We start from the raw sequence: 20,017 nt of genomic DNA on the forward strand, positions 1-20,017 counted from the left end.
GAAGTGGACTCCGGTTCGCTGGACGAACGCGCAGATCTGGGGGCCAACAGCACCGGCGAGGCAGAACCGGATTCACTCCTGCCGCGCGGCGTATCTCAGGTGGCAATATAGGTATCTACGAGGGAAACGGCAGGTGTGTTACGTCGTCGAGCGCCGTTCAATTCCGCGAATAGCCGATCAACGGCTTGCTTGGCCGAAACAACAGCATCAGCACGATGCCGAGCACGCCCATGACGGCCCAGGCCGGCTGGTTGAGCAGCAATTTGAGAAGCCCGCTGAGGAACGGCGCATTGGCATCGACCATCGCCTGGAAGGAACGCTGGCTGGCCTGGTTGATGTCGTTCCAGAACTCCCCGAGCCGGGTCAGCCGCAGCGCCTGATCGGCAATCGAACGCGCCCCATCATAGACCAGGAACACGAACCCACCGGCCAGCAATAACAGCCCTATCAGGCGGAAAAACCCGCGGATCATCCGAATCCCCTCATCGCTCTCACCCCCGGCAATACCGGGCAAACCCGAGAAATTCAACCTCATCAGCAACTTAACCGCCACTCTGCGGCTGTTTTTCGTCTAAAGGCGCAGCCGGAAGGCGTTGACGGTGGAAATCGGGCACTCTATAAGGAGCGCCAATGGCGGTGGGCGCAATCCCGCCGCCGCTGTTCTTTGAGCGGCGCGCCCCGTGAGTTTCGAAACGCGTGAGCTTTGCCGCTCCGGGGATAGCATTTTCAGGAACACCCCGGAAACAGATCAGCGTTGGCCGCAGTCGAGCGGCAGACGTCAATCAGCCCGGCGCCCGAGACGGGACGCTGCTGAAGGATAGTGAGATATGGCCAATACGACCTCCGCCAAGAAGGCGACGCGCAAGATTGCCCGCCGCACCATCGTCAACAAATCTCGCCGCACCCAGATGCGCGGTGCAGTCCGCACCGTAGAGGCGGCGATCAAGAGCGGCGACCGCGAAGCGGCGCTGAAGGCGATGAAGCTCGCCGAACCCGAACTGATGAAGGCTGCTCAGCGCAACCTCGTTCACAAGAATCTCGCAAGCCGCAAGGTCTCGCGTCTCGTCCATCAGATCGCGAAGCTCGCGCAGTAATCTGACGACAACATTCTTTCCAAAAAGCCCGGCTTCACGCCGGGCTTTTTTTATGCCGCAATGCGTTCGCGCTATCGCGTCACAAATTCTGATGAAGCGCAAAGACCGCCGCGCGCTTGCGCGATGCGCGTCTCGTCATGTCTCTTCAACGGCACAGCCGGAACGCACAACGCATCACACCGAGTGCCAATCCGCGTTATCGCTTGCGTCAGCGTGATTCTGAAAAAGCAACAGCGCCACGCCGCCAGCGCGAGTCCGATGTCTAGGGTTACCCTGACTCAACGCACAGAAAAAAACGCGCGGCTCTAATCACTTATCGGCATAGCGAAGCGGACCAGTTTGAAAACGCGGACTCGGCCCCTTCATTCGTAAATGAATTATGAATTTCTTTTTTCGCTGGATCGAATCTGCAACGGCACTGTCACATTACGATTCAGCGCGTTGATTCAAAACCTTGACGCATCGTCAAAAAAATCACGACGTGTTCCGGGCTGCGCAAGTGAGGCTTTTGCGGGGCACCTGAAAAATGATTCCGTTGCGAGAAACCGGGCGTGCTGTATTTCTTTAATCACTCGCGGCGCCCGCGGTTCTTCAGATCAGAGCGATTTAAGAACCAGGACGGACCTTAGGATCAGCGACGGTCTTCAGGTTAGCGACACCTTCCAAGCTTTGATCGGATCGCAGCCCATAGCAATATGGGAAGGGTTGTTCTGTGTCGAAATTTCTCGGGTATCCATTCGGATGCTTTAAAAAGAAATGCGCACCGGCCAATCGCAACCAGCAAAGCTGACGGTGCGGAAGTAAGCGGGCAGGCGAGCGGGCAAGACGACGATACGGGAATACGACTGAACGAGTTTCGATGTTCAGCGTTGCGGACTGACTTTGAACCACATGTGAACTGACATCTTGCCGCGAGCGACCGCGGTGAGCGGGGGAGGCTTTATGCGCAAATCGACCACGACAGCATTCCAGCGACCGCGATCTGCGTCTCGTTCAGATACGGCGACCCACACCTCCGCCCACGTTCCCGACAGACCCTCCAGTACGCGCTGACCTCGCGACGAGGTCCTCTTCGACATCACTGATCTGACCTCGGCCGGATGGCCGTTGGCGGAGCTGTGCCCGAAGACGACGCGTCACACGAGGTCGCACCGCGTCTCCATACGCGGACATTCATCGGCAGCGTTGTGCCGGACACTCACTCTATCTGAAAAGTTCTCTGACAATGGCTAATATGGAACAGGATCACTGGTCTCGCGTGAAAGGTCGGCTGCGGTCGACGGTTGGCGAAGACGTTTACTCCAGCTGGTTCGCGCGGATGGATCTCGAAAGCGTGCAGGACGACAGCGTCCATCTTTCGGTACCCACCCGATTCCTGAAGAGCTGGATCCAGGCCCACTACGCCGAGCGCGTGCTGAACGCCTGGCAGGCCGAGATGCCGCAGGTTCACCGCGTCGACCTCACCGTGCGCTCCGCAATGCGCAACGTGGCGCCCGCCAACAAGGAAGCCGCAGCGCCGACCGAAGCGCGGCGCACCGAGACGTTCAACAACCGTCCCGCACACGAACTCCGTGCCACGGCCACCGCGCCGGTGTCCGCAAGCCATGAAGCACTCGGCGGCTCGCCGCTCGATCCGCGCCTGACTTTTGCGAGCTTCGTGCTCGGCCGCGCCAACACGCTGGCCCATGCTGCCGCGCGTCAGGTCGCCGAAGGTCGCCGCGGCGATCCGGTGATGTTCAACCCGCTTTACATCCATGCCGGCGTTGGCCTCGGCAAAACCCATCTGTTGCAGGCCGTGACCTGGGCTGGCAATTCCGGCCCCGACCGCAAGGTGCTGTATCTCACCGCCGAGAAGTTCATGTACGGCTTCGTCGCTGCGCTGAAGACGCAAACGGCGCTCGCCTTCAAGGAAGCGCTACGCGGCATCGACGTGCTGGTGATCGACGACATGCAGTTCCTGCAGGGCAAGACCACGCAGGCCGAATTCTGTCACACACTGAATGCGCTGATCGATGCCGGCCGCCAGGTGGTGATCGCCGCTGATCGTCCGCCGTCGGATCTGGAAAGCCTCGACGAACGCGTGCGTTCGCGCCTCGCCGGCGGTCTCGTCGTCGAAATGAGCTCGCTCGGCGAAGAGCTGCGCCTGGGCATTCTGAAGTCGCGCGTTGCCGCCGCTCGCGCGCATCACGCCTCGTTCGACGTGCCGGATCCGGTGCTCGACTATCTGGCCCGCACCATTACCCATAATGGCCGCGATCTCGAAGGCGCAATCAACCGCCTGCTGGCGCACTCGAAGCTGAACGCCACGCCGGTGACGTTGGAAATGGCCGAACGCGAAGTGCGCGACCTGATCCGTCCGCAGGAGCCGAAGCGGATCAAGATCGAGGACATCCAGCGTGTCGTCGCACGTCAGTACAATGTCAGCCGGTCCGACCTCCTGTCGTCGCGCCGGACCGCCAATGTCGTGCGCCCCCGTCAGGTTGCGATGTATCTGGCCAAGACCCTGACGCTGCGCTCGCTGCCGGAAATCGGCCGCCGCTTCGGTGGCCGCGATCACACGACGGTTCTGCATGCCGTACGCAAGATCGAGGCGCTGGTCGGCAAGGACGTGGCCTTGCAGGACGAGGTCGAAACGCTGAAGCGCCAACTGCAGGAGTAAAGCGTCCCCGCCCCCCGGTGCGCCAAAGCGTGCGCCGGGGCAGGACGAGGGTGTTAATCGTCAAAACATTGGGGGCCGGAAGCGCATCTCTCTTGCGCTTCCCGGCCATCCACGCCACCTTGCGGTCCCCCGCGGGATTGAGCAAAATCCACTTGATCGAGCTTGCGGGTGTCATCGCCGCGGCGCCCATTCGGGCCGCCAGGCATTTCCACACGACACCGGATTGAATCGGGCGGGTTTTGTTATGAAGGTCACCGTCGAACGCGCGCAACTCCTGAAGTCGCTGAGCCACGTACATCGCGTGGTCGAGCGCCGCAACACGATTCCGATCCTGGGAAATGTGCTGATCCGCGCCGAAAATGCCCGGCTGTCGCTAAAGGCCACCGACCTCGACCTTGAAGTCACGGAAACCCTGGCCGCCGAAGTGGGCACCGCCGGTTCCACCACCGTGCCCGCGCATATGTTTTACGACATCGTCCGCAAACTGCCGGACGGCTCCCAGATCGTGCTCGAAGCCGATGGCGACCGCTCGGTGATGGCGATCCGCGCTGGACGTTCGCGCTTCACGCTGCAGACGCTGCCGGAGAACGATTTCCCGGATCTCGCCGCCGGCGAAATGACGCACTCGTTTGCGCTGCCCGCCTCCGACGTCAAGCGCCTGATCGACCGCACGCAGTTTGCGATCTCCACCGAAGAGACCCGCTATTATCTCAACGGCATCTATCTCCACGCCGCCGGCACCGCGACCGCGGCGACCCTGCGTGCCGTCGCCACCGACGGTCATCGTCTGGCACAGATCGACCTCAAGCTGCCCAAGGGCGCCGACGGCATGCCGGGCGTCATCGTGCCGCGCAAGACGGTCGGTGAAGTGCAGCGCCTGATCGAGGATCTGGAAGCCGAGATCACCATCGAACTGTCCCAGGGCAAGATCCGCTTCACGCTTGGCAATGTGGTTCTGACCTCGAAACTGATCGACGGCACATTCCCCGACTATGGCCGCGTAATCCCGCAGAACAACGACAAGGAACTGGTGATCGACAAGAAAGACTTCGAGAACGCAGTCGACCGCGTCTCGACGATCTCCAGCGAGCGCGGCCGCGCCGTGAAACTCGCGCTGTCGGCGGGCAAGCTCGTGCTGTCGGTGACAAATCCGGATTCCGGCAGCGCGACGGAAGAGCTCGAGGTCGAATACGCCTCCGACGCGCTCGATATCGGTTTCAACTCGCGCTATCTGCTCGACATCGCTGCCCAGATCGAAGGCGAAGTCGCCGTGCTGCGCCTCGCCGATCCCGGTTCGCCGACGCTGGTACAGGACAAGGACGCCAAGGGCGCCCTCTATGTGCTGATGCCTATGCGGGTGTGAGTTCCTTCAGGTGTCGTCCCCACGAAAGCGGGGAGCCATAGCCTCCGAAGAATTAGTTGCAGCTAGGTAGCCACGACTCTGCCGTTTTAATTGTGCCGGCCGTGGTTATGGATCCCCGCCCCGCATGCGTCTTCGGCGCACTAGGCGGGGATGACAACGGAGATTGGCGCGGCGCGTTGCGACGACTTTAGCTGAGTCCCATATTCACGAATGACCGCCTCCCGCATCCATCGCCTGTCGCTCACCAATTTCCGCAGCTACCGCGCGGCATCGCTGGAGACGTCGGCGGATATGGTCGCCCTCGTCGGCCCGAACGGCGCCGGCAAGACCAATTGCATCGAAGCGATCTCGTTTCTGTCGCCAGGCCGCGGCCTGCGCCGCGCGACACTCGAAGACGTTGCGAATAACGAAGGCGACGGTTCCTGGGCCGTGTCGGCGACTGTCGAGGGTGAGGTTGGTCTCGCCACACTCGGCACCGGCATCGATGCCCCCGCGGCAGAAGGTGCGTCCACCAGCCGTCGCTGTCGTATCGACCGTGAGCCGGTAGGCTCGGCCACCGCATTCGGCGATCACCTGCGCATGGTGTGGCTGACGCCAGCCATGGACCAGCTGTTCATGGGCGCCGCCTCCGAACGCCGGCGCTTCTTCGACCGCCTCGTACTGGCCATCGACAAGGATCACTCCGGTCGCGTCTCTGCACTCGAGCGTAGCCTGCGTTCGCGTAACCGCTTGCTCGAAGACCGGAACAGCGACGCCCACTGGCTCGATGCCATCGAGCGCGAGACCGCTGAACTCGCGGTCGCCGTTGCCGCGACACGCGGCCAGACTGCAATGCGGCTCGCAGAGATGCTGCGCGTGCGTGGCGAAGCATCGGCCTTTCCATCTGCACTCATCATGCTCGACGGCTGGATGGAGAATGCGCTGGTCAATGAACCGGCCACAGCGGTCGAAGATCGCTATCGCCAGATCTTGCGCGATGGTCGCCCGCGTGATGCCGCCGCCGGCCGCACGCTCGACGGCCCGCATCTTACCGATCTGCAGGTGATCTATGCGCCGAAAAACATGCCGGCGCGCGATGCCTCCACTGGCGAACAGAAGGCCCTGTTGATCGGGCTCATCCTCGCCCACGCCACGCTGGTCGCCGAGATGACCGGCATCACGCCGCTCTTGTTACTTGACGAAGTCGTCGCCCATCTCGACCCTGATCGGCGCAAGTCGCTGTTCGGCGAACTCTCGAAATTGGGCGCCCAGGTCTGGATGACCGGCGCCGATCCTGTTGCTTTCGCAGAAATCGGCCCATCCGGCGAGATTTTCGACGTCGCCAATGGGCGTATCGCGCGGCGCCAGCCGGCCGGTTGAACCAAAGCAACACCTCCTACAACTCACTCTGAGTGCCCCGCGCCAATGATGTCGCGGCCCTTGTGGCGTACCTTTTTGCATGCGCGCCAGCAAACGCCGGAGACTTTCTGTGATGTTTTCAAGCAAGCACGGGACGCAGGTACGGGCCAGACGCTATCTGTTGGCCCTGCTCGTCAGCACCGCCATCGCTGGCGGCTCGCTGGCCAGCCGCGCCGAAGACGGCCTGGTGGATGTGAGAACGCTGCCGCATATCGAAGGCGCGATGGCCCGGCCTGAAGCCACCAAATACCCCAATCTCAGCGCCAGCTATTTCGGCGCAGGCAACGTCGCGGACACCATTGCCAACACCGGAAAATTACTCGCAGCCGATGGCTGGATCGCCTACACGCCGCCACTCGAGGGATCAGATCGCAGTCGCTGGTACAAGAAGGGTGCGCAGGGTGTGTCGGCCTCTTCTATGAGCGACGGCAGTAGAACCGATCGGTCGGGCGTCAGCTACAGCTCGCAGCGCCTGGAAGTGAACCTGCCTTTCCCCGATCGCGCGACCGATATCGTCTATGACGAACGGCGGCCGTATCTTGGATGCACGACGGCTGAAACCGTTGATGCGACGCTCGCCTTCTTTCAGAAAGAACTCGCTACATTGGGTTGGTCGCCGCTGTCCGCGGGCGCAGCCGAGGCGCGTTGGCCGGATGCGAACATCGACGAGACGATCGCGAATGGCGTGCGCGTCTATTTTTCTCGTGACGGCAACACGCGGCAATTGCCGGTGATGCTGACCTTGCAGCGGGGCGCCGATAACAAGACCAGCGTCGAAATTCGCGTCGCGCCCTTCGCGCTTCCGCAAGATCTCGCTGCGGGCCCTGAATCCGCAGGCCTGCCGCGACCGGAACGCATTAAATCCGCAGGAACCACGGGCAGCGCGGATTCCATCAAGCGTGAAGCGCATGCGCTGATCCCGGCTGAACTTGGCCCGGTGCTGGCCTTCTATCGCCGCGAACTCGGCAAGAAGGGCTGGGTCGAACAGAGCAAGGACACCGTCGTCACCGCCGATCGCGCCTCGCTCGCATTCACATCGCCGGAAGAGACGGCAACGATGCAGATCGGTCGCAAATACGATCTGACCACCGTGCAGATCAACGTACAGGTTCTGCCATCGGTGATCACTGCGCGCGCCAAGGCCAAGAAGGAAGCAGACGACCGCTTTATCAAGGATGCACTCGCGTTCGGGCAAGCGGCTATTGCCGAAGCGGATGCGAAGCGCGCAGCGGCACAAGCCGCGCGTGGGCCGGAAACTGCGTTGCGCGCGATGGACGGTTCGAGCACACCGATTCCCGTCCCCGACACCGCCAGCGAGATCGACTTCGACGGCGCCGATGGCAGGCTCGCATTCACCAGCTCATCAAGCGTCAGCGCCCTGGCGGATTTTTACCGCAGCGGAATGAAGACGCTCGGCTGGAAGAGCACGCCGTCAGTCATCAACAATCCCAATATGGTGGTGTTGAATTTCAGCAAGGCCAAGCAGAGCATCTCAATGACGGCGATGCAGATGGGCCCGAAGGTCAATGTCACGGCGACAGGCTCGGGCCTGAAGGGCGCGCCTATCGCAGCCGTTGCCAGCAACACGACCACGACGGGCAACGCCAAGAGTGTCGAACAGGTTCTCGAATCCGACGGCGATACTGACTATCCCACGCCGAAGCAGCGGACATTGCGGTCGCTCGGCACGTCAGGGCTGCCCGGCGGCACACCGTTCAGGCACGAATTGAGCGCCTCTATACCTTCCGGATTGGACTCGGTTCTGGCGTTCTACCGGCGCGAACTCACGCAGCGACAGTGGCAGGAAGACACGAAGCGCGCGGTCATCAAACCCGACAGCGCCACGTTGGCCTTCAAGGCCCCCGATGGTCCCGCCATGCTGAAGCTGGAACGTCGCAACGACGAGACTACGGTCAGTCTGGTGGTGCGCCATCCCGCAGAAGCGACGAAGGCGGGCATCCTGCCCACGCCAGGCAAGGTTCGGCTGTTGTTCGGCAATATGGGCGACGCGGAAGTGTCGGTCAGCGTCAATAACAAAACGATCAAGGTCGCGCCCGGCGTGGGCGGACCGCAAAATCCGAACGGGCCGACGATGGAACTGCCGCCCGGCGCCTACAAGGTCACGATCAAGGCCGCGGGCAAGCCCGCGCATGACAGTACGATCAAGGTGGCGGCCAACGACAGCTGGGGCCTGATGGTTGGCCCTGACGGTCGGGATATCCTCCCGCTGCAGCTCTACTGATGACAAAGCGTGCAAGCGCGCCAGCGCGCGTCCGCCACTGCATTGGGCCATGAGAAATCGTCTGTTGTAGACCGCGTTCGACAGCATAAATATCTGGTCATGCTGGTATTTTTGGCCATTCATCTGTCGCGGATCGCACGCGCGTTCGGAACCGAAATGCGTTCGCTTCCGATTCCCGGACCGCGCATGATCGATGAGGCCGAATGCATCTGTTCGGTGCTGCTGGCAATCGTCTTGTCGCACGCCATCGGCGCGGAGAATGTCGGCTGGGCCGCGTTCTCCGGATACATGGTAATGCGCTCGCATGTCGCCGAAAGTTTTACGCGCGGCATCCTTCGCGTGATTGGGACGCTTGCTGGCGCAGGAATCGCGCTTGTCGCTGCGCCTTTGCTGCTGCGCCAGCCGGTGCTGCTGAGTCTCGGTCTTCTGATCGGCGGCGGCGTCACGCTCTATTTCGCCATCGTCGGTCGCCGCGCCTATGCCTGGCTGTTCACCGGCCTCACCTTCCTGATGGTACTCATCGAAGGCATGGAACATGCGCGGGAGCCGATCCTGCGTTTTGCCTCGACGCGCGTGCTCGAAGTGCTGGCCGGTACCACCGCCTGCGTCATCGTCAGTGCGATCTCGACCTGGACAGTGCGGCGCGCGCTACCGAATCCGGACAACAATCTGCGCGCCAAGCCGGTCGACCAGCCGACGCGGCAATGGCACGCCACGGTAGCGCGTCACGCCTCGGTCGGCGGCATTGCATTGGCGCTGATCCCGTGGGCTTGGCAGTGGCTCGGCATCCCCTCGCTCAGCCAGTCCAGCATCACGATCTTCGCGGTCATGCTGGTGCCGGCGGCATCGCTGGCGGACGGCATGCTCAGCCCGGTTTCCTCGCGCATGATGAACCGGCTGGTCGGCTGTCTCGCGGGCGGCCTGCTCGCCAGCGCGATCCTGCTGGTCAGCCGCCATTCGCCCGTCGTGATGACCATCGGACTCGCGCTCGGCGTCATGATCGGCCGTCACATCGAAAATGGCCCGCCCTCCATGAGTTATGCGGGCCTACAATTCACTTTGGCCTTCCTCGTGGTGCTGGTGCCTGACAACTACGCCAATGCCGCCCTGGAGCCCGGTTATGACCGCCTGTTTGGCATTCTGTTCGGGATGGTGTTGCTGGAGCCGGTCGTGCTGGCCGCGCATTTGATCGCCCGGCGCGGCCTCAAGGCAAACGCCGCCAAACCAGCTATGGGACTGGCCGACAAATAGCCTCTCGGATGCACGCAAGCCGGGCATTTCGACGCCCGGAACAGGCGCGAAATCAGGCTATGAAAACGACCTCAAATCGGCTTGAAATGACGCCAAAAAAACCTATTTATTCAATAGCTTGCTGCGCGTTACTTTGCGCTAGGCGCAATGCGCCTTTCATGGCACAAATAGAGCGATTCAAGCGCCGTTTTCCGCGCTGATTCGGCACACCTTCGAAGGCCCCTACATGACTGAACCAGCCCGGCAACCCATCGCCGACACTGAGCATGCCATTCCCATCGAATACGGTGCGGAATCGATCCGGGTCCTGAAGGGACTCGACGCCGTCCGCAAGCGCCCGGGCATGTATATCGGCGATACGGACGACGGTTCCGGCCTGCATCACATGGTCTATGAAGTCGTCGATAACGCGATCGACGAAGCGCTTGCGGGTCACGCCAGCGCCGTCGAAGTTATTCTGAATGCCGATGGCTCGGTGACGGTGCGCGACGACGGTCGCGGCATTCCCGTGGACATTCACAAGGGCGAAGGCATTTCGGCAGCCGAGGTCATCATGACCCAGCTCCATGCCGGCGGAAAATTCGACCAGAACTCCTACAAAGTATCCGGCGGTCTGCATGGCGTCGGCGTGTCCGTCGTCAACGCGCTGTCGAGCAAGCTGATCCTTCGCGTCTGGCGCAACGACAAAGAGCACCGCATCGAATTCGCCCATGGCGACGCGGTGGCGCCGCTCTCGGTCGTCGGCGATGCCAATGGCAGGCGCGGCACCGAAGTGACGTTCTATGCCTCGGCGGAAACATTCACGACACTCGAATATGATTTCGCGACACTCGAACATCGTCTGCGCGAGCTCGCCTTCCTGAATTCCGGCGTCAACATCAGATTGTCGGATCTGCGTCATCCGGTCGAGAAGACCGAGAACATGATGTATGAGGGCGGCGTCGAGGAATTCGTCAAATATCTCGACCGCAACAAGAAGGCGATGGTGCCGACGCCAATCGTAATGCGCGCTGAACAGAGCGGCATCAGTGTCGAAGTCGCGATGTGGTGGAACGACAGCTACCACGAGAACGTGCTGTGTTTTACCAACAACATCCCGCAGCGCGACGGTGGTACCCATCTGGCCGGTTTCCGTGGCGCGCTGACGCGTCAGGTCAACGGCTATGCCGAAGTTGTCGCCAAGAAGGAAAAGATCGCCCTGACCGGCGACGATTGCCGCGAAGGTCTCACTGCCGTGCTGTCGGTGAAAGTGCCCGATCCGAAATTTTCATCGCAGACCAAGGACAAGCTGGTGTCCTCGGAGGTGCGTCCAGTGGTCGAGAACGTTCTCAACGAAGCCCTCGCCTCGTGGTTCGAGGAACATCCGACCGAAGCCAAGATCATCGTCAGCAAGGTGATCGAAGCTGGCGCTGCCCGCGAAGCCGCCCGCAAGGCCCGCGAACTGACCCGGCGCAAGGGCGCGCTGGATATCGCCTCCCTGCCCGGCAAGCTAGCTGACTGCCAGGAGCGCGATCCCGCCAAGTCCGAACTGTTCATCGTCGAGGGTGACTCGGCAGGCGGCTCCGCTAAACAGGGCCGCAACCGCGAATTCCAGGCCGTGCTGCCGCTGCGCGGCAAGATCCTTAATGTCGAGCGCGCGCGCTTCGACAAGATGCTCGGCTCCGAACAGATCGGCACGCTGATCACGGCGCTCGGCACCGGCATCGGCCGCGACGACTTCGACCTGTCGAAACTGCGTTATCACAAGATTATCCTGATGACGGACGCCGACGTCGATGGCGCGCATATCCGCACGCTGCTGCTGACGTTCTTCTTCCGCCAGATGCCGACGCTGATCGAAGGCGGCTATCTCTACATCGCGCAGCCGCCGCTCTACAAAGTGACGCGCGGCAAGTCCGAGCAGTACCTCAAGGACGAACGGGCGCTGGAAGACTACCTGATCGAGACGGGTCTCGACGATTGCATCTTCAAGCTCGCCTCGGGCGAGGATCGCACGGGCCGAGATCTGCTGGCGCTGGTGGAAGACGCCCGCGTCATCCGCTCGACGCTGAACAACCTGCACTCGCGCTATAATCGCAAGGTCGTCGAGCAAGCTGCAATCGCTGGCGTGCTCAATCCGAGGGTCACCGCTGATCTCGCCACCGCCAATGCCGCCGCCGACTACATCGCCAAGCGGCTGGATGCGCTGGCCGACGAAGTCGAGCGCGGCTGGATCGGTGAATTCCGCGAAGGCCAGGGCTTCTTTTTTGAACGCACGATTCGCGGTGTGAAGGACGTCTCCTTCATCGATGACGCCCTGCTCGGCTCCGCCGATGCGCGCAAGCTCGACGAATATGCCGGCAGCCTGCAGGAGGCCTATCCGAAATCCGGTGTCCTGCGCCGCAAGGACATCGAATTCCCGATTCACGGCCCCGTCTCGCTGTTCGAGGCCGTCACCGACGCCGGCCGCAAGGGCGTGGCCCTGCAGCGCTACAAAGGTCTGGGCGAGATGAACCCCGGCCAGCTCTGGGAAACCACGCTCGACACCAATGAGCGTTCGCTGCTGCAAGTCCGGGTCAAGGAAGTCGATGAGGCCGACGACATCTTCACCAAACTGATGGGCGATGTAGTCGAACCGCGCCGCGAATTCATCCAGGATAATTCGCTCAGCGCGAATGTGGACGTGTAAGCGTATCGCACCCTAGAGATAAAACTGAAAAGGCCCGCCATTCTGGCGGGCCTTTTTGCGTTTATCCTACTTCTTCGCCAGCGGGCAGCGCGACTGCGCCAACGGCTGAAACGCCTGATCGGCGGGTACCGTGGCGAGCAGTTTGTAATAATCCCATGGTGCCTTGGATTCATTCGGCTTCTTCACCTCGAACAGATACATGTCGTGGACCATACGACCGTCTTCGCGGATCTTGCCGTTCTTGTAGAACACGTCATCGACGGCCAGTTCACGCATCTTCTTCATCACCTCTTCGGTGCTGTCGGTGCCGGCGGCCTGAACGGCCTTCAGATAATGCAGTACCGATGAATATGTGCCGGTCTGAAGCATGTTCGGCATGGCGTTAACCTTCCCGTAGAAGCGCTTCGACCACTTCCGCGTCTCGTCGTTCATGTCCCAATACGACGCCTCGGTGATCGTCAGCCCCTGGGCCTCCTTCAATCCGAGACCGTGAACGTCGTTGATAAATCCGGCCAGCGCCGAGAGCTTCTGGCCGCCTGCCGTCAAGCCGAACTCTGCCGCCTGCTTGATCGAATTAATGGTGTCGCCGCCGGCATTGGCGAGAGCCACCACCTTGGCCTTGGACGACTGCGCCTGCAGCAGGACGGAGGCGAAGTCTGCGGTCCCGACCGGATGTCTCGTCGCGCCGGCGACCTTGCCGCCCGATGCCTTGACGACATCGCCGGTGTCCTTCTCGAGGCCTTGTCCGAACGCATAGTCCGCCGTCACGAAATACCAGGTATCGAAACCCTGGCTGACAAGCGCCTTGCCCGTGCTGTTCGCGATAGCGAATGTGTCATAGGCCCAATGAACCACATAGGGTCCACACACCTCGTTCGTGATCCGGGTCGATCCCGGCGAGCTCAGCGTGATGATCTTCTTCTTCTCCTTGGCGATTTCAAGGACGGCCAAAGCAGGCGAGGACGACGCAACGTCGAGAATGGCATCGACCTTGTCGGTATCGAACCATTTGCGTGCAGCGTTGGCGGCAATATCGGGCTTGTTCTGGTGATCTGCGAATACAACCTCGATCGGCATGCCGAGGACCTTGCCGCCGAAATCCTCCACCGCCATCTGCGCCGCAGTCACGGCACCCTTGCCGGTAATGTCGGCATAGACGCCCGACATATCCTCGATGACGCCGATACGGACGACGCCATCCGAGACCTGTGCGTTCTGCGCCGAAGCAGAAGCGGTGCAAAGAAAAACGCTGGCAATCGCTGTCGTAAAGCACGCACCCAGTTCAGATCGTCTCATATCCTCCACCCCTTTTACGTTTTTGATTTTTCAATACGCCTGCGACGCGCGATCTCTCCAGAGACCTATCGCATCGTCACTTCTCGTTTCCTCTGTTCGCAAACGCAGCCAGGCCACGCTTGGCATCCGCACTCGTGAAGGTGCGCTGACCGAGCGCGGCCTCCACGCGAAATGCTTCTGCGAGCGGCAGGTCCTGAAGCGTCAGCGCCGCTTCCTTGATGGTCTGGATGGCGATCGGACTCAGTGCCGCGATCTTGGCTGCCATCTCATAGGCCAGCGGTTCGACTTGATCGGAATCGACAACCCGGTTGACGACGCCTTTGGCAAGCATGTCATCCGCGGAAAAACGCTCTGCCGTCAGCATGATCTCCATGGCATGCGCGTAGCCGATCTGCCGGACCAGGCGCACGAGCGTGCCTCCCGCCGGCACGAAACCGTGCTTCGGTTCGGGCAGTTGAAAGACAGCGTCGCGCGCCGCGATCCGGATGTCCGTCGCCAGCATGATCTCGAACCCGCCGCCCATGCACATGCCGCGAATGGCGCTGATGACCGGCTTATAGAATCCGGGAAACTTGATGTGGGCCGGATCCCAGGCAGAGATGTCGATCGTGTCCGCCGCAAGTGCCGGAATCGACTCCCGAAGATCCGCACCGACGCAGAATGCGCGGTCACCCGCACCGGTCAGCACGACGGCCCGCACCTCATCATCAGCCTTGATTTCGTGGAATGCGCGACCGAGATCGTCATACATGGCGAGGGTCAGCGCATTCATTTTGTCAGGCCGGTTGATCCGGACCGTCGCGACATGGCCGTCCTTGATAAAATCAATCGACATCAGATCGCTCCCGACGCCTTGAGACGCGCCAGTTCGACCGCCGTGACATCCGCCAACCGGGAGAGAACCTCTGCATTGTCCTCGCCAGGCAGCGGCGCTTTTTCGAACGACATCCGTCCCGCACCGGATAGCTTGATCGGCAGGCCGAACATGCCGATCAGCTTTCCGGCGATCGGAACGTCGACGATCATGTTACGCGCAGCGATGTGCGGGTCTTCCACCACTTCGGCGATGGTCTTGATGGCGCTGAGCGGGATCTTGTCGCCCGCCATCTCCTCGAGTTCGGCCTTGGTGTAGTTCGCGAACCAGCGTTCCAGCAGCGGCTTGACCCTGGTCTCCGCCACCGCGTGATCGAACCGCTTCTCCATCGTATCGATGGCAGGATCTTTGGCCTGTTCCGGCTCGCCGAACAGCGCGCAGGTAATCGCCCAGAACTTGTCGGTGTAGCCGCCGAAGAAAACGTAGCCGTCCTTGCAGGGAAACTGGCCATAGGGCCGAACGAACGGATGATCGTTGCCCAATGGCGAGGCGACCTCTTTCTGCGCGGTGTAACGGACCACGGCGTTCTCGGTCAGTGTCAGCACGGAGTCTTGCTGAGATACATCGACCACCTGACCGACGCCGGTCTTCTCCGCCTCTCGCAATGCTGCGAGCGTTCCGATAGCCGCATAGAGGGAAGCGGCGAGGTCGCCGATGATCGTGCCGACGCGAACGGGCGGCATATCGGCATAGCCATTCATCGACCACAGCCCGCCGGCCGCCTGCCCCGTATTGTCATAGGCCGGCTTGGATGAATTTGGACCTGTGCGACCGAAGCCACTGATAGCGGTGTAGACGAGCCTGGGATTGATCTCGCGCAGCACCTCGTAGCTGAGGCCAAGCTTGTCCATGGTGCCCGGCCGGAAATTCTCGACGAGGATATCGGCCTTTGCGACTAGCTTCTTCAGCAGCGTCTTGCCGTCATCGGATTTGAGATTGAGCGTGATGCCCCTCTTGTTGCGGTTGAACTGTGTGAAGAAGGCGCTGAGTTGCTCATCGTCGTTGCCGACGAAGGGTGGAAAGGTCCGCGCATAATCCGGCTCTCCGGGATGCTCCACCTTGATCACAGTGGCACCCAGGTCTGCGAACAACATCGAGCAGAATGGACCTGCGACAACACGCGTGATGTCAAGCACCGTCACGCCCTTGAGAGGACCGTTGCGCTCCTTAAGCCCATCTATCTTTTCTGCAGTGTTCACATCATCCTCCCAGTCCATACGAATATCCGCCGACAACATCGGCACGCGTGGTTTTCGTACAAGAGCATGAGTATCGAAGATACATTTTCATACCCGCCGGCCGTGCAGGTGTGACGCCTGCACGAAGTTACGTTGCACAAAGTGGCGTTAGAACGCCTCCACTTTTTACGAACGCAGCTTCTCGAGAACTTCCTTGGCGCGATCAACACGCACGTCGTGATTGGCGGCGAGCGCAGCGGCGACCTTCTCGATCTCGTCGCCGGTGGCACCGGCGACGATGGCAATGTTGCGCGCATGCAGAGCCATGTGCCCCTTCTGGATGCCTTCGGTGGCCAGCGCACGAAGCGCACCCATGTTCTGCGCCAGACCGACGGCAACGGCGACTTCCGCCAGTTCCTGCGCACTCTGCACGCCAAGTATCTTCAGGGCCGCTCGCGCGGCGGGATGGGTCTTGGTGGCACCGCCGACGAGGCCGAGCGCCATCGGCATCTCAATGGTGCCGACGAGATTGCCCCTGCCATCGATTTCCCAATTGGTGAGCGAGGTGTAGCGGCCGGAGCGCGAAGCCCAGACATGGGCGCCGGCCTCGATGGCGCGCCAGTCATTGCCGGTGGCGACCACCACGGGATCGATACCGTTCATGATGCCCTTGTTGTGGGTCGCAGCGCGGTAGGGATCGACGATCGCAAACGCGCAGGCCTCGACGATGCCGCGGGCGATCCGCTCGCCATCATATTCCTCGGTCTTCAACGCCTCCGGCGTCACTGACACCATTGCGCGGGCGATGCGCAGATCGGCATAGTTCGACAGGATGCGCAGACGCACGGTTCCGCCGGTGATCTTCTCGATCAGCGGCGCGACCGTCTCCGCCATCGTGTTGACGGTGTTGGCGCCCATGGCATCGCGCACGTCGACGATGAGATGCACGGCCATCATCGGCCCCACCGGTGTGTCTTCGAACACATGCACCTCGACGTCGCGGCAGCCGCCGCCGAGCGAGATCAACACCTTGTCCTTGGCATTGGCCGCCTCGATGATGGCATCGCGCTCACGCAATACGCGGGCGCGGGCGCCATGCACATCGGTGACACCCAGCACCTGCACCTGCGCACGCATGATCGGCGCTGAGCTTGAGGTCTGGAAACCGCCGCATTTGCGAACGATGCGTGCCATATAGGATGCTGCAGCCACCACCGACGGCTCCTCGACCGCCATCGGAATCAGATAGTCACGGCCGTTCACGGTGAAATTGGTGGCGATACCGACCGGCAGTTCGAACGTGCCGATGACATTCTCGATCATGCCATTGGCGAGTTCGAGCGGCAGCGCACCGGGGCCAAAGGCCGCGCGCTCGGTGTCACCGAGTGAGGTCGCGTCGATCACACGGCCCAGCCTTTCGGCAGGCGCGAGATTGCGCAGATTTTCCAAACGCGAATTGATCTTTCCGGGCTGTTCGCCCGACTTTGAACCGGCCATTGCGGCGCCTCCCATACAGGGTCTTCTGCTGGCGGCACGTTAGGCATCTGCGGATGACGTTCGAAAGAGACAGTTCTGAAATATTGTCCTAGACTGTACCCATGGCGATATGAGCTCTCTATTCGCGGATGCAGCATTCTTCCGTGCAAATGGAGTGCAGACCAGGTCCATCTGCGCGAAGACATGAGACTGGACGATTGAATTCAATCTTGTCGCTCTTGGAGGAAGGTACGGTTCCGATGGACCGTCCAGCACTGCACCTGGAGGCATTGCTTGACCGCTTCTCGTGAGCCGTCCGACCGCAGCACAACGCTGGCCGAGACTTTGGCCGGCCGGTTGCGTGTGCAAATCCTCTCCGGCGCATTGCCGGAAGGCAACCGCCTGCCCTCGATCAGAAAAGCCGCCGGGGAATTTGGCGTGTCGAAGAACACCGTGGTCGAAGCCTATGACCGACTGGTGCTTGGCAATCTCGTCGCGGCAAAGGCAGGCTCCGGTTTCGTGGTCATCTATCGCGGCGATGATGGCGGGCGACCGAAACACGTGAGCGAAGCCGTCGACATCGCATCGCTGCTAAGTGCCCAGCTCTCGCAGAATTTCGAGATCCGCGTCGGCGACGGACGGCCGCCGGCTTCGTGGACGGAGCAATCGGAGATCAAGCGCCATCTGAGCGGGACCGAACGGATCCTGCCGGCCGCCGCTGACGCCTATGGCTCCGCGCTCGGATTCCTGCCGCTCCGACAACAGATCGCATTGCGGCTGCAAGCCCGGCAAATCGCGGTGAAGGAAGACGGGCTTCTGCTCACATTCGGAGCCAATCACGCGCTCGACCTGATCATCCGCGCGATGCTGTCGCCTGGCGATACAGTGCTGGTAGACGAGCCCGGCTATTATCCTCTGTTCGCAAAGCTCACGCTGGCGCAGGTTCGCATCGTCGGCGTTCGCCGCCTGGCGGATGGGCCGGATGTCCACGACCTCGCCGCAAAGATCCAGTCGGAGCGGCCGAAGCTGTTTTTCACGCAGTCGCTTGGCCACAATCCGACCGGAGGATCGATCACGCTGCCCGTAGCGCATGCAGTGCTTCAGACGGCGATGCGATCGAACCTCGTGATCGTCGAGGACGACCCGTTTGCCGATCTGCCGATGGCGGTGAACAGCCGGCTGGCGACGCTCGATCAGTTGAACAATGTGATCTCGATCGGGACCTTTTCGAAGACGCTGTCGGCAAGCCTGCGATCGGGCTTCATCGCGGCCCGCAGCGACCGCATCGCGACGCTGGCCGAATTGAAGATGCTTACCACCGTCAACAGTTCAGGACATGTGGAGCGACTGCTGCACCGGCTGCTCGCGGACGGTCACTATGAACGGCACCTGAAGCGGCTGGGACAGCGGAGTGAAGCCGCCATGGGCCAGGTGCGCGCCAATCTCGTGCGCGGCGGACATCAGCTCTATACCGATGCACGCACGGGCTATTACCTGTATCTGCTGCTGCCCGACGGAATCGACGACATGGCGCTGGCGCGCGAAGGCGCGAAGGACAGCATCTTCATCGCGCCGGGAAGCCTGTTCTGCCTCGACAAGAACAGTCCGCTGGCGCGAGCGATCAGGATCAACGTGTCGCGGGCGGACAATCCAAAATTCTACGAATTTCTGCTGCGCCGGCTGCAATAGATGCCACGACGCCTTCAGGTCGCTTCCTCGGTATAGGGGGCCAGTACGTCGAGCAGATCCCGGCCCCGCGCCGGGGTCGGCTCCACCAGCGCGCGGTTAGCGACCGAGTCCAGATGCGAATGCATCAGCGACATCGCCTTGTTGGCATCGCCCTCCTGCAGCGCTTCGATGATCGCTATGTGCTCGGTGATGCCGCATTCCGACGAATGTGGGCGACTGAACAGCGACAGTGTCAGACAGCAGCGATAGGCGATCTCGCTGACATAGCGGACCAGCACCGGACTGTTGGTCATCGACGCCAGCATGATGTGAAATTCAGTCGCTAGGCGAATGGACACGGCGTTCGGCCCGTCATGCGCCTCGCGCTCCGCCTCGACATGCGCCTTGAGGCGCGCGATCTGGCTGCTGCTGAGCTTGCCGGCGATCTTGCGGACGATCAGCCGCTCGAGATCCATCCGGATGTCGAAGATGTCGCGCGCGTCCTGCCAGCTCGGCGTCACGACCACCGCGATGCGATTCCGGCGAAGCTCCACAAGCCCCTCGGACGCCAGTTGCCCGAGTGCATAGCGCGCAATGGTGCGGCTGACGCCGAAGCGCTCACCCAAGGAGTCCTCGGGAAGCTTGGCGCCGGGTTCCAGAGCCTGCTCGATGATCGCCCGCCGCAGCGCGCGGCAGATCACCCCAACCTTGTCTTTTGAATTCGGCGCTTCTGGCATTCAGATCGAACCTGTCGCGATTTGGGCATTCCGGGCCGTGCACGAAGTGCATGCAATCGAGGAGAGTGACTGCCCAATAATTCCTCAGGGAATGGCGAGCGAACGTAAAATGA

General features: G+C 61.5%; 14 protein-coding genes. 8 read left to right on the forward strand and 6 right to left on the reverse strand.

Annotated features, from left to right (window positions below):
* Positions 1-157: 157 nt before the first annotated feature.
* Positions 158-472, reverse strand: coding sequence for a hypothetical protein (locus SFY93_RS02645; protein WP_068729932.1), 315 nt, complete (start codon positions 470-472; stop codon positions 158-160).
* A gap of 355 nt (positions 473-827) precedes the next feature.
* Here SFY93_RS02645 and rpsT point away from each other — a divergent pair, with 355 nt between their 5' ends.
* From rpsT to gyrB, 7 genes are all read left to right on the forward strand, one after another.
* Positions 828-1,094, forward strand: coding sequence for a 30S ribosomal protein S20 (rpsT, locus tag SFY93_RS02650; protein WP_068729934.1), 267 nt, complete (start codon positions 828-830; stop codon positions 1,092-1,094).
* Positions 1,095-2,319: 1,225 nt separating this feature from the next.
* Positions 2,320-3,753 carry a chromosomal replication initiator protein DnaA gene (gene dnaA / locus SFY93_RS02655; protein WP_320445967.1) on the forward strand — a complete coding sequence of 478 codons (1,434 nt, stop codon included), beginning with the start codon at positions 2,320-2,322 and terminating at the stop codon, positions 3,751-3,753.
* Positions 3,754-3,997: 244 nt separating this feature from the next.
* A complete protein-coding gene (dnaN, locus tag SFY93_RS02660) occupies positions 3,998-5,116 on the forward strand; it encodes a DNA polymerase III subunit beta (RefSeq protein ID WP_089263411.1) in 1,119 nt (372 codons plus the stop codon).
* Between the two features lie 210 nt (positions 5,117-5,326).
* On the forward strand, positions 5,327-6,475 hold the full coding sequence (gene recF / locus SFY93_RS02665) for a DNA replication/repair protein RecF (protein WP_320445968.1): 1,149 nt from the start codon (positions 5,327-5,329) through the stop codon (positions 6,473-6,475).
* 112 nt (positions 6,476-6,587) lie between these two features.
* Positions 6,588-8,756, forward strand: a complete 2,169-nt coding sequence (locus SFY93_RS02670) for a hypothetical protein (RefSeq protein ID WP_320445969.1) — start codon at positions 6,588-6,590, stop codon at positions 8,754-8,756.
* A gap of 156 nt (positions 8,757-8,912) precedes the next feature.
* A complete protein-coding gene (locus tag SFY93_RS02675; protein ID WP_320445970.1) occupies positions 8,913-10,007 on the forward strand; it encodes an FUSC family protein in 1,095 nt (364 codons plus the stop codon).
* A 226-nt stretch (positions 10,008-10,233) separates the two neighbouring features.
* Complete coding sequence (gene gyrB, locus SFY93_RS02680; protein WP_231078742.1) at positions 10,234-12,675, forward strand: DNA topoisomerase (ATP-hydrolyzing) subunit B; 2,442 nt, start codon at positions 10,234-10,236, stop codon at positions 12,673-12,675.
* Positions 12,676-12,741: 66 nt separating this feature from the next.
* Here the strand turns inward: gyrB and SFY93_RS02685 are convergent, their stop codons facing one another.
* From SFY93_RS02685 to SFY93_RS02700, 4 genes are all read right to left on the reverse strand, one after another.
* The gene (locus tag SFY93_RS02685) at positions 12,742-13,971 is read right to left on the reverse strand and encodes an ABC transporter substrate-binding protein (RefSeq protein WP_320445971.1); all 1,230 of its coding nucleotides are present in this window, start codon (positions 13,969-13,971) and stop codon (positions 12,742-12,744) included.
* A gap of 76 nt (positions 13,972-14,047) precedes the next feature.
* Complete coding sequence (locus tag SFY93_RS02690) at positions 14,048-14,806, reverse strand: enoyl-CoA hydratase/isomerase family protein (RefSeq protein ID WP_320445972.1); 759 nt, start codon at positions 14,804-14,806, stop codon at positions 14,048-14,050.
* Complete coding sequence (locus tag SFY93_RS02695) at positions 14,806-16,044, reverse strand: CaiB/BaiF CoA transferase family protein (RefSeq protein ID WP_320445973.1); 1,239 nt, start codon at positions 16,042-16,044, stop codon at positions 14,806-14,808. Before SFY93_RS02695 ends, SFY93_RS02690 begins: the two co-directional genes overlap by 1 nt.
* Before the next feature lie 165 nt (positions 16,045-16,209).
* Positions 16,210-17,520, reverse strand: coding sequence for a hydroxymethylglutaryl-CoA reductase, degradative (locus tag SFY93_RS02700; RefSeq protein ID WP_320445974.1), 1,311 nt, complete (start codon positions 17,518-17,520; stop codon positions 16,210-16,212).
* Between the two features lie 273 nt (positions 17,521-17,793).
* Here SFY93_RS02700 and SFY93_RS02705 point away from each other — a divergent pair, with 273 nt between their 5' ends.
* On the forward strand, positions 17,794-19,188 hold the full coding sequence (locus SFY93_RS02705) for an aminotransferase-like domain-containing protein (protein ID WP_320445975.1): 1,395 nt from the start codon (positions 17,794-17,796) through the stop codon (positions 19,186-19,188).
* A gap of 14 nt (positions 19,189-19,202) precedes the next feature.
* Here SFY93_RS02705 and SFY93_RS02710 read toward each other — a convergent pair whose 3' ends face one another.
* Positions 19,203-19,904, reverse strand: coding sequence for a GntR family transcriptional regulator (locus SFY93_RS02710; RefSeq protein WP_320445976.1), 702 nt, complete (start codon positions 19,902-19,904; stop codon positions 19,203-19,205).
* Positions 19,905-20,017 lie beyond the last annotated feature (113 nt).

The sequence above is a fragment of the Tardiphaga sp. 42S5 genome, assembly GCF_034044155.1.
Taxonomy (GTDB): domain Bacteria; phylum Pseudomonadota; class Alphaproteobacteria; order Rhizobiales; family Xanthobacteraceae; genus Tardiphaga; species Tardiphaga robiniae.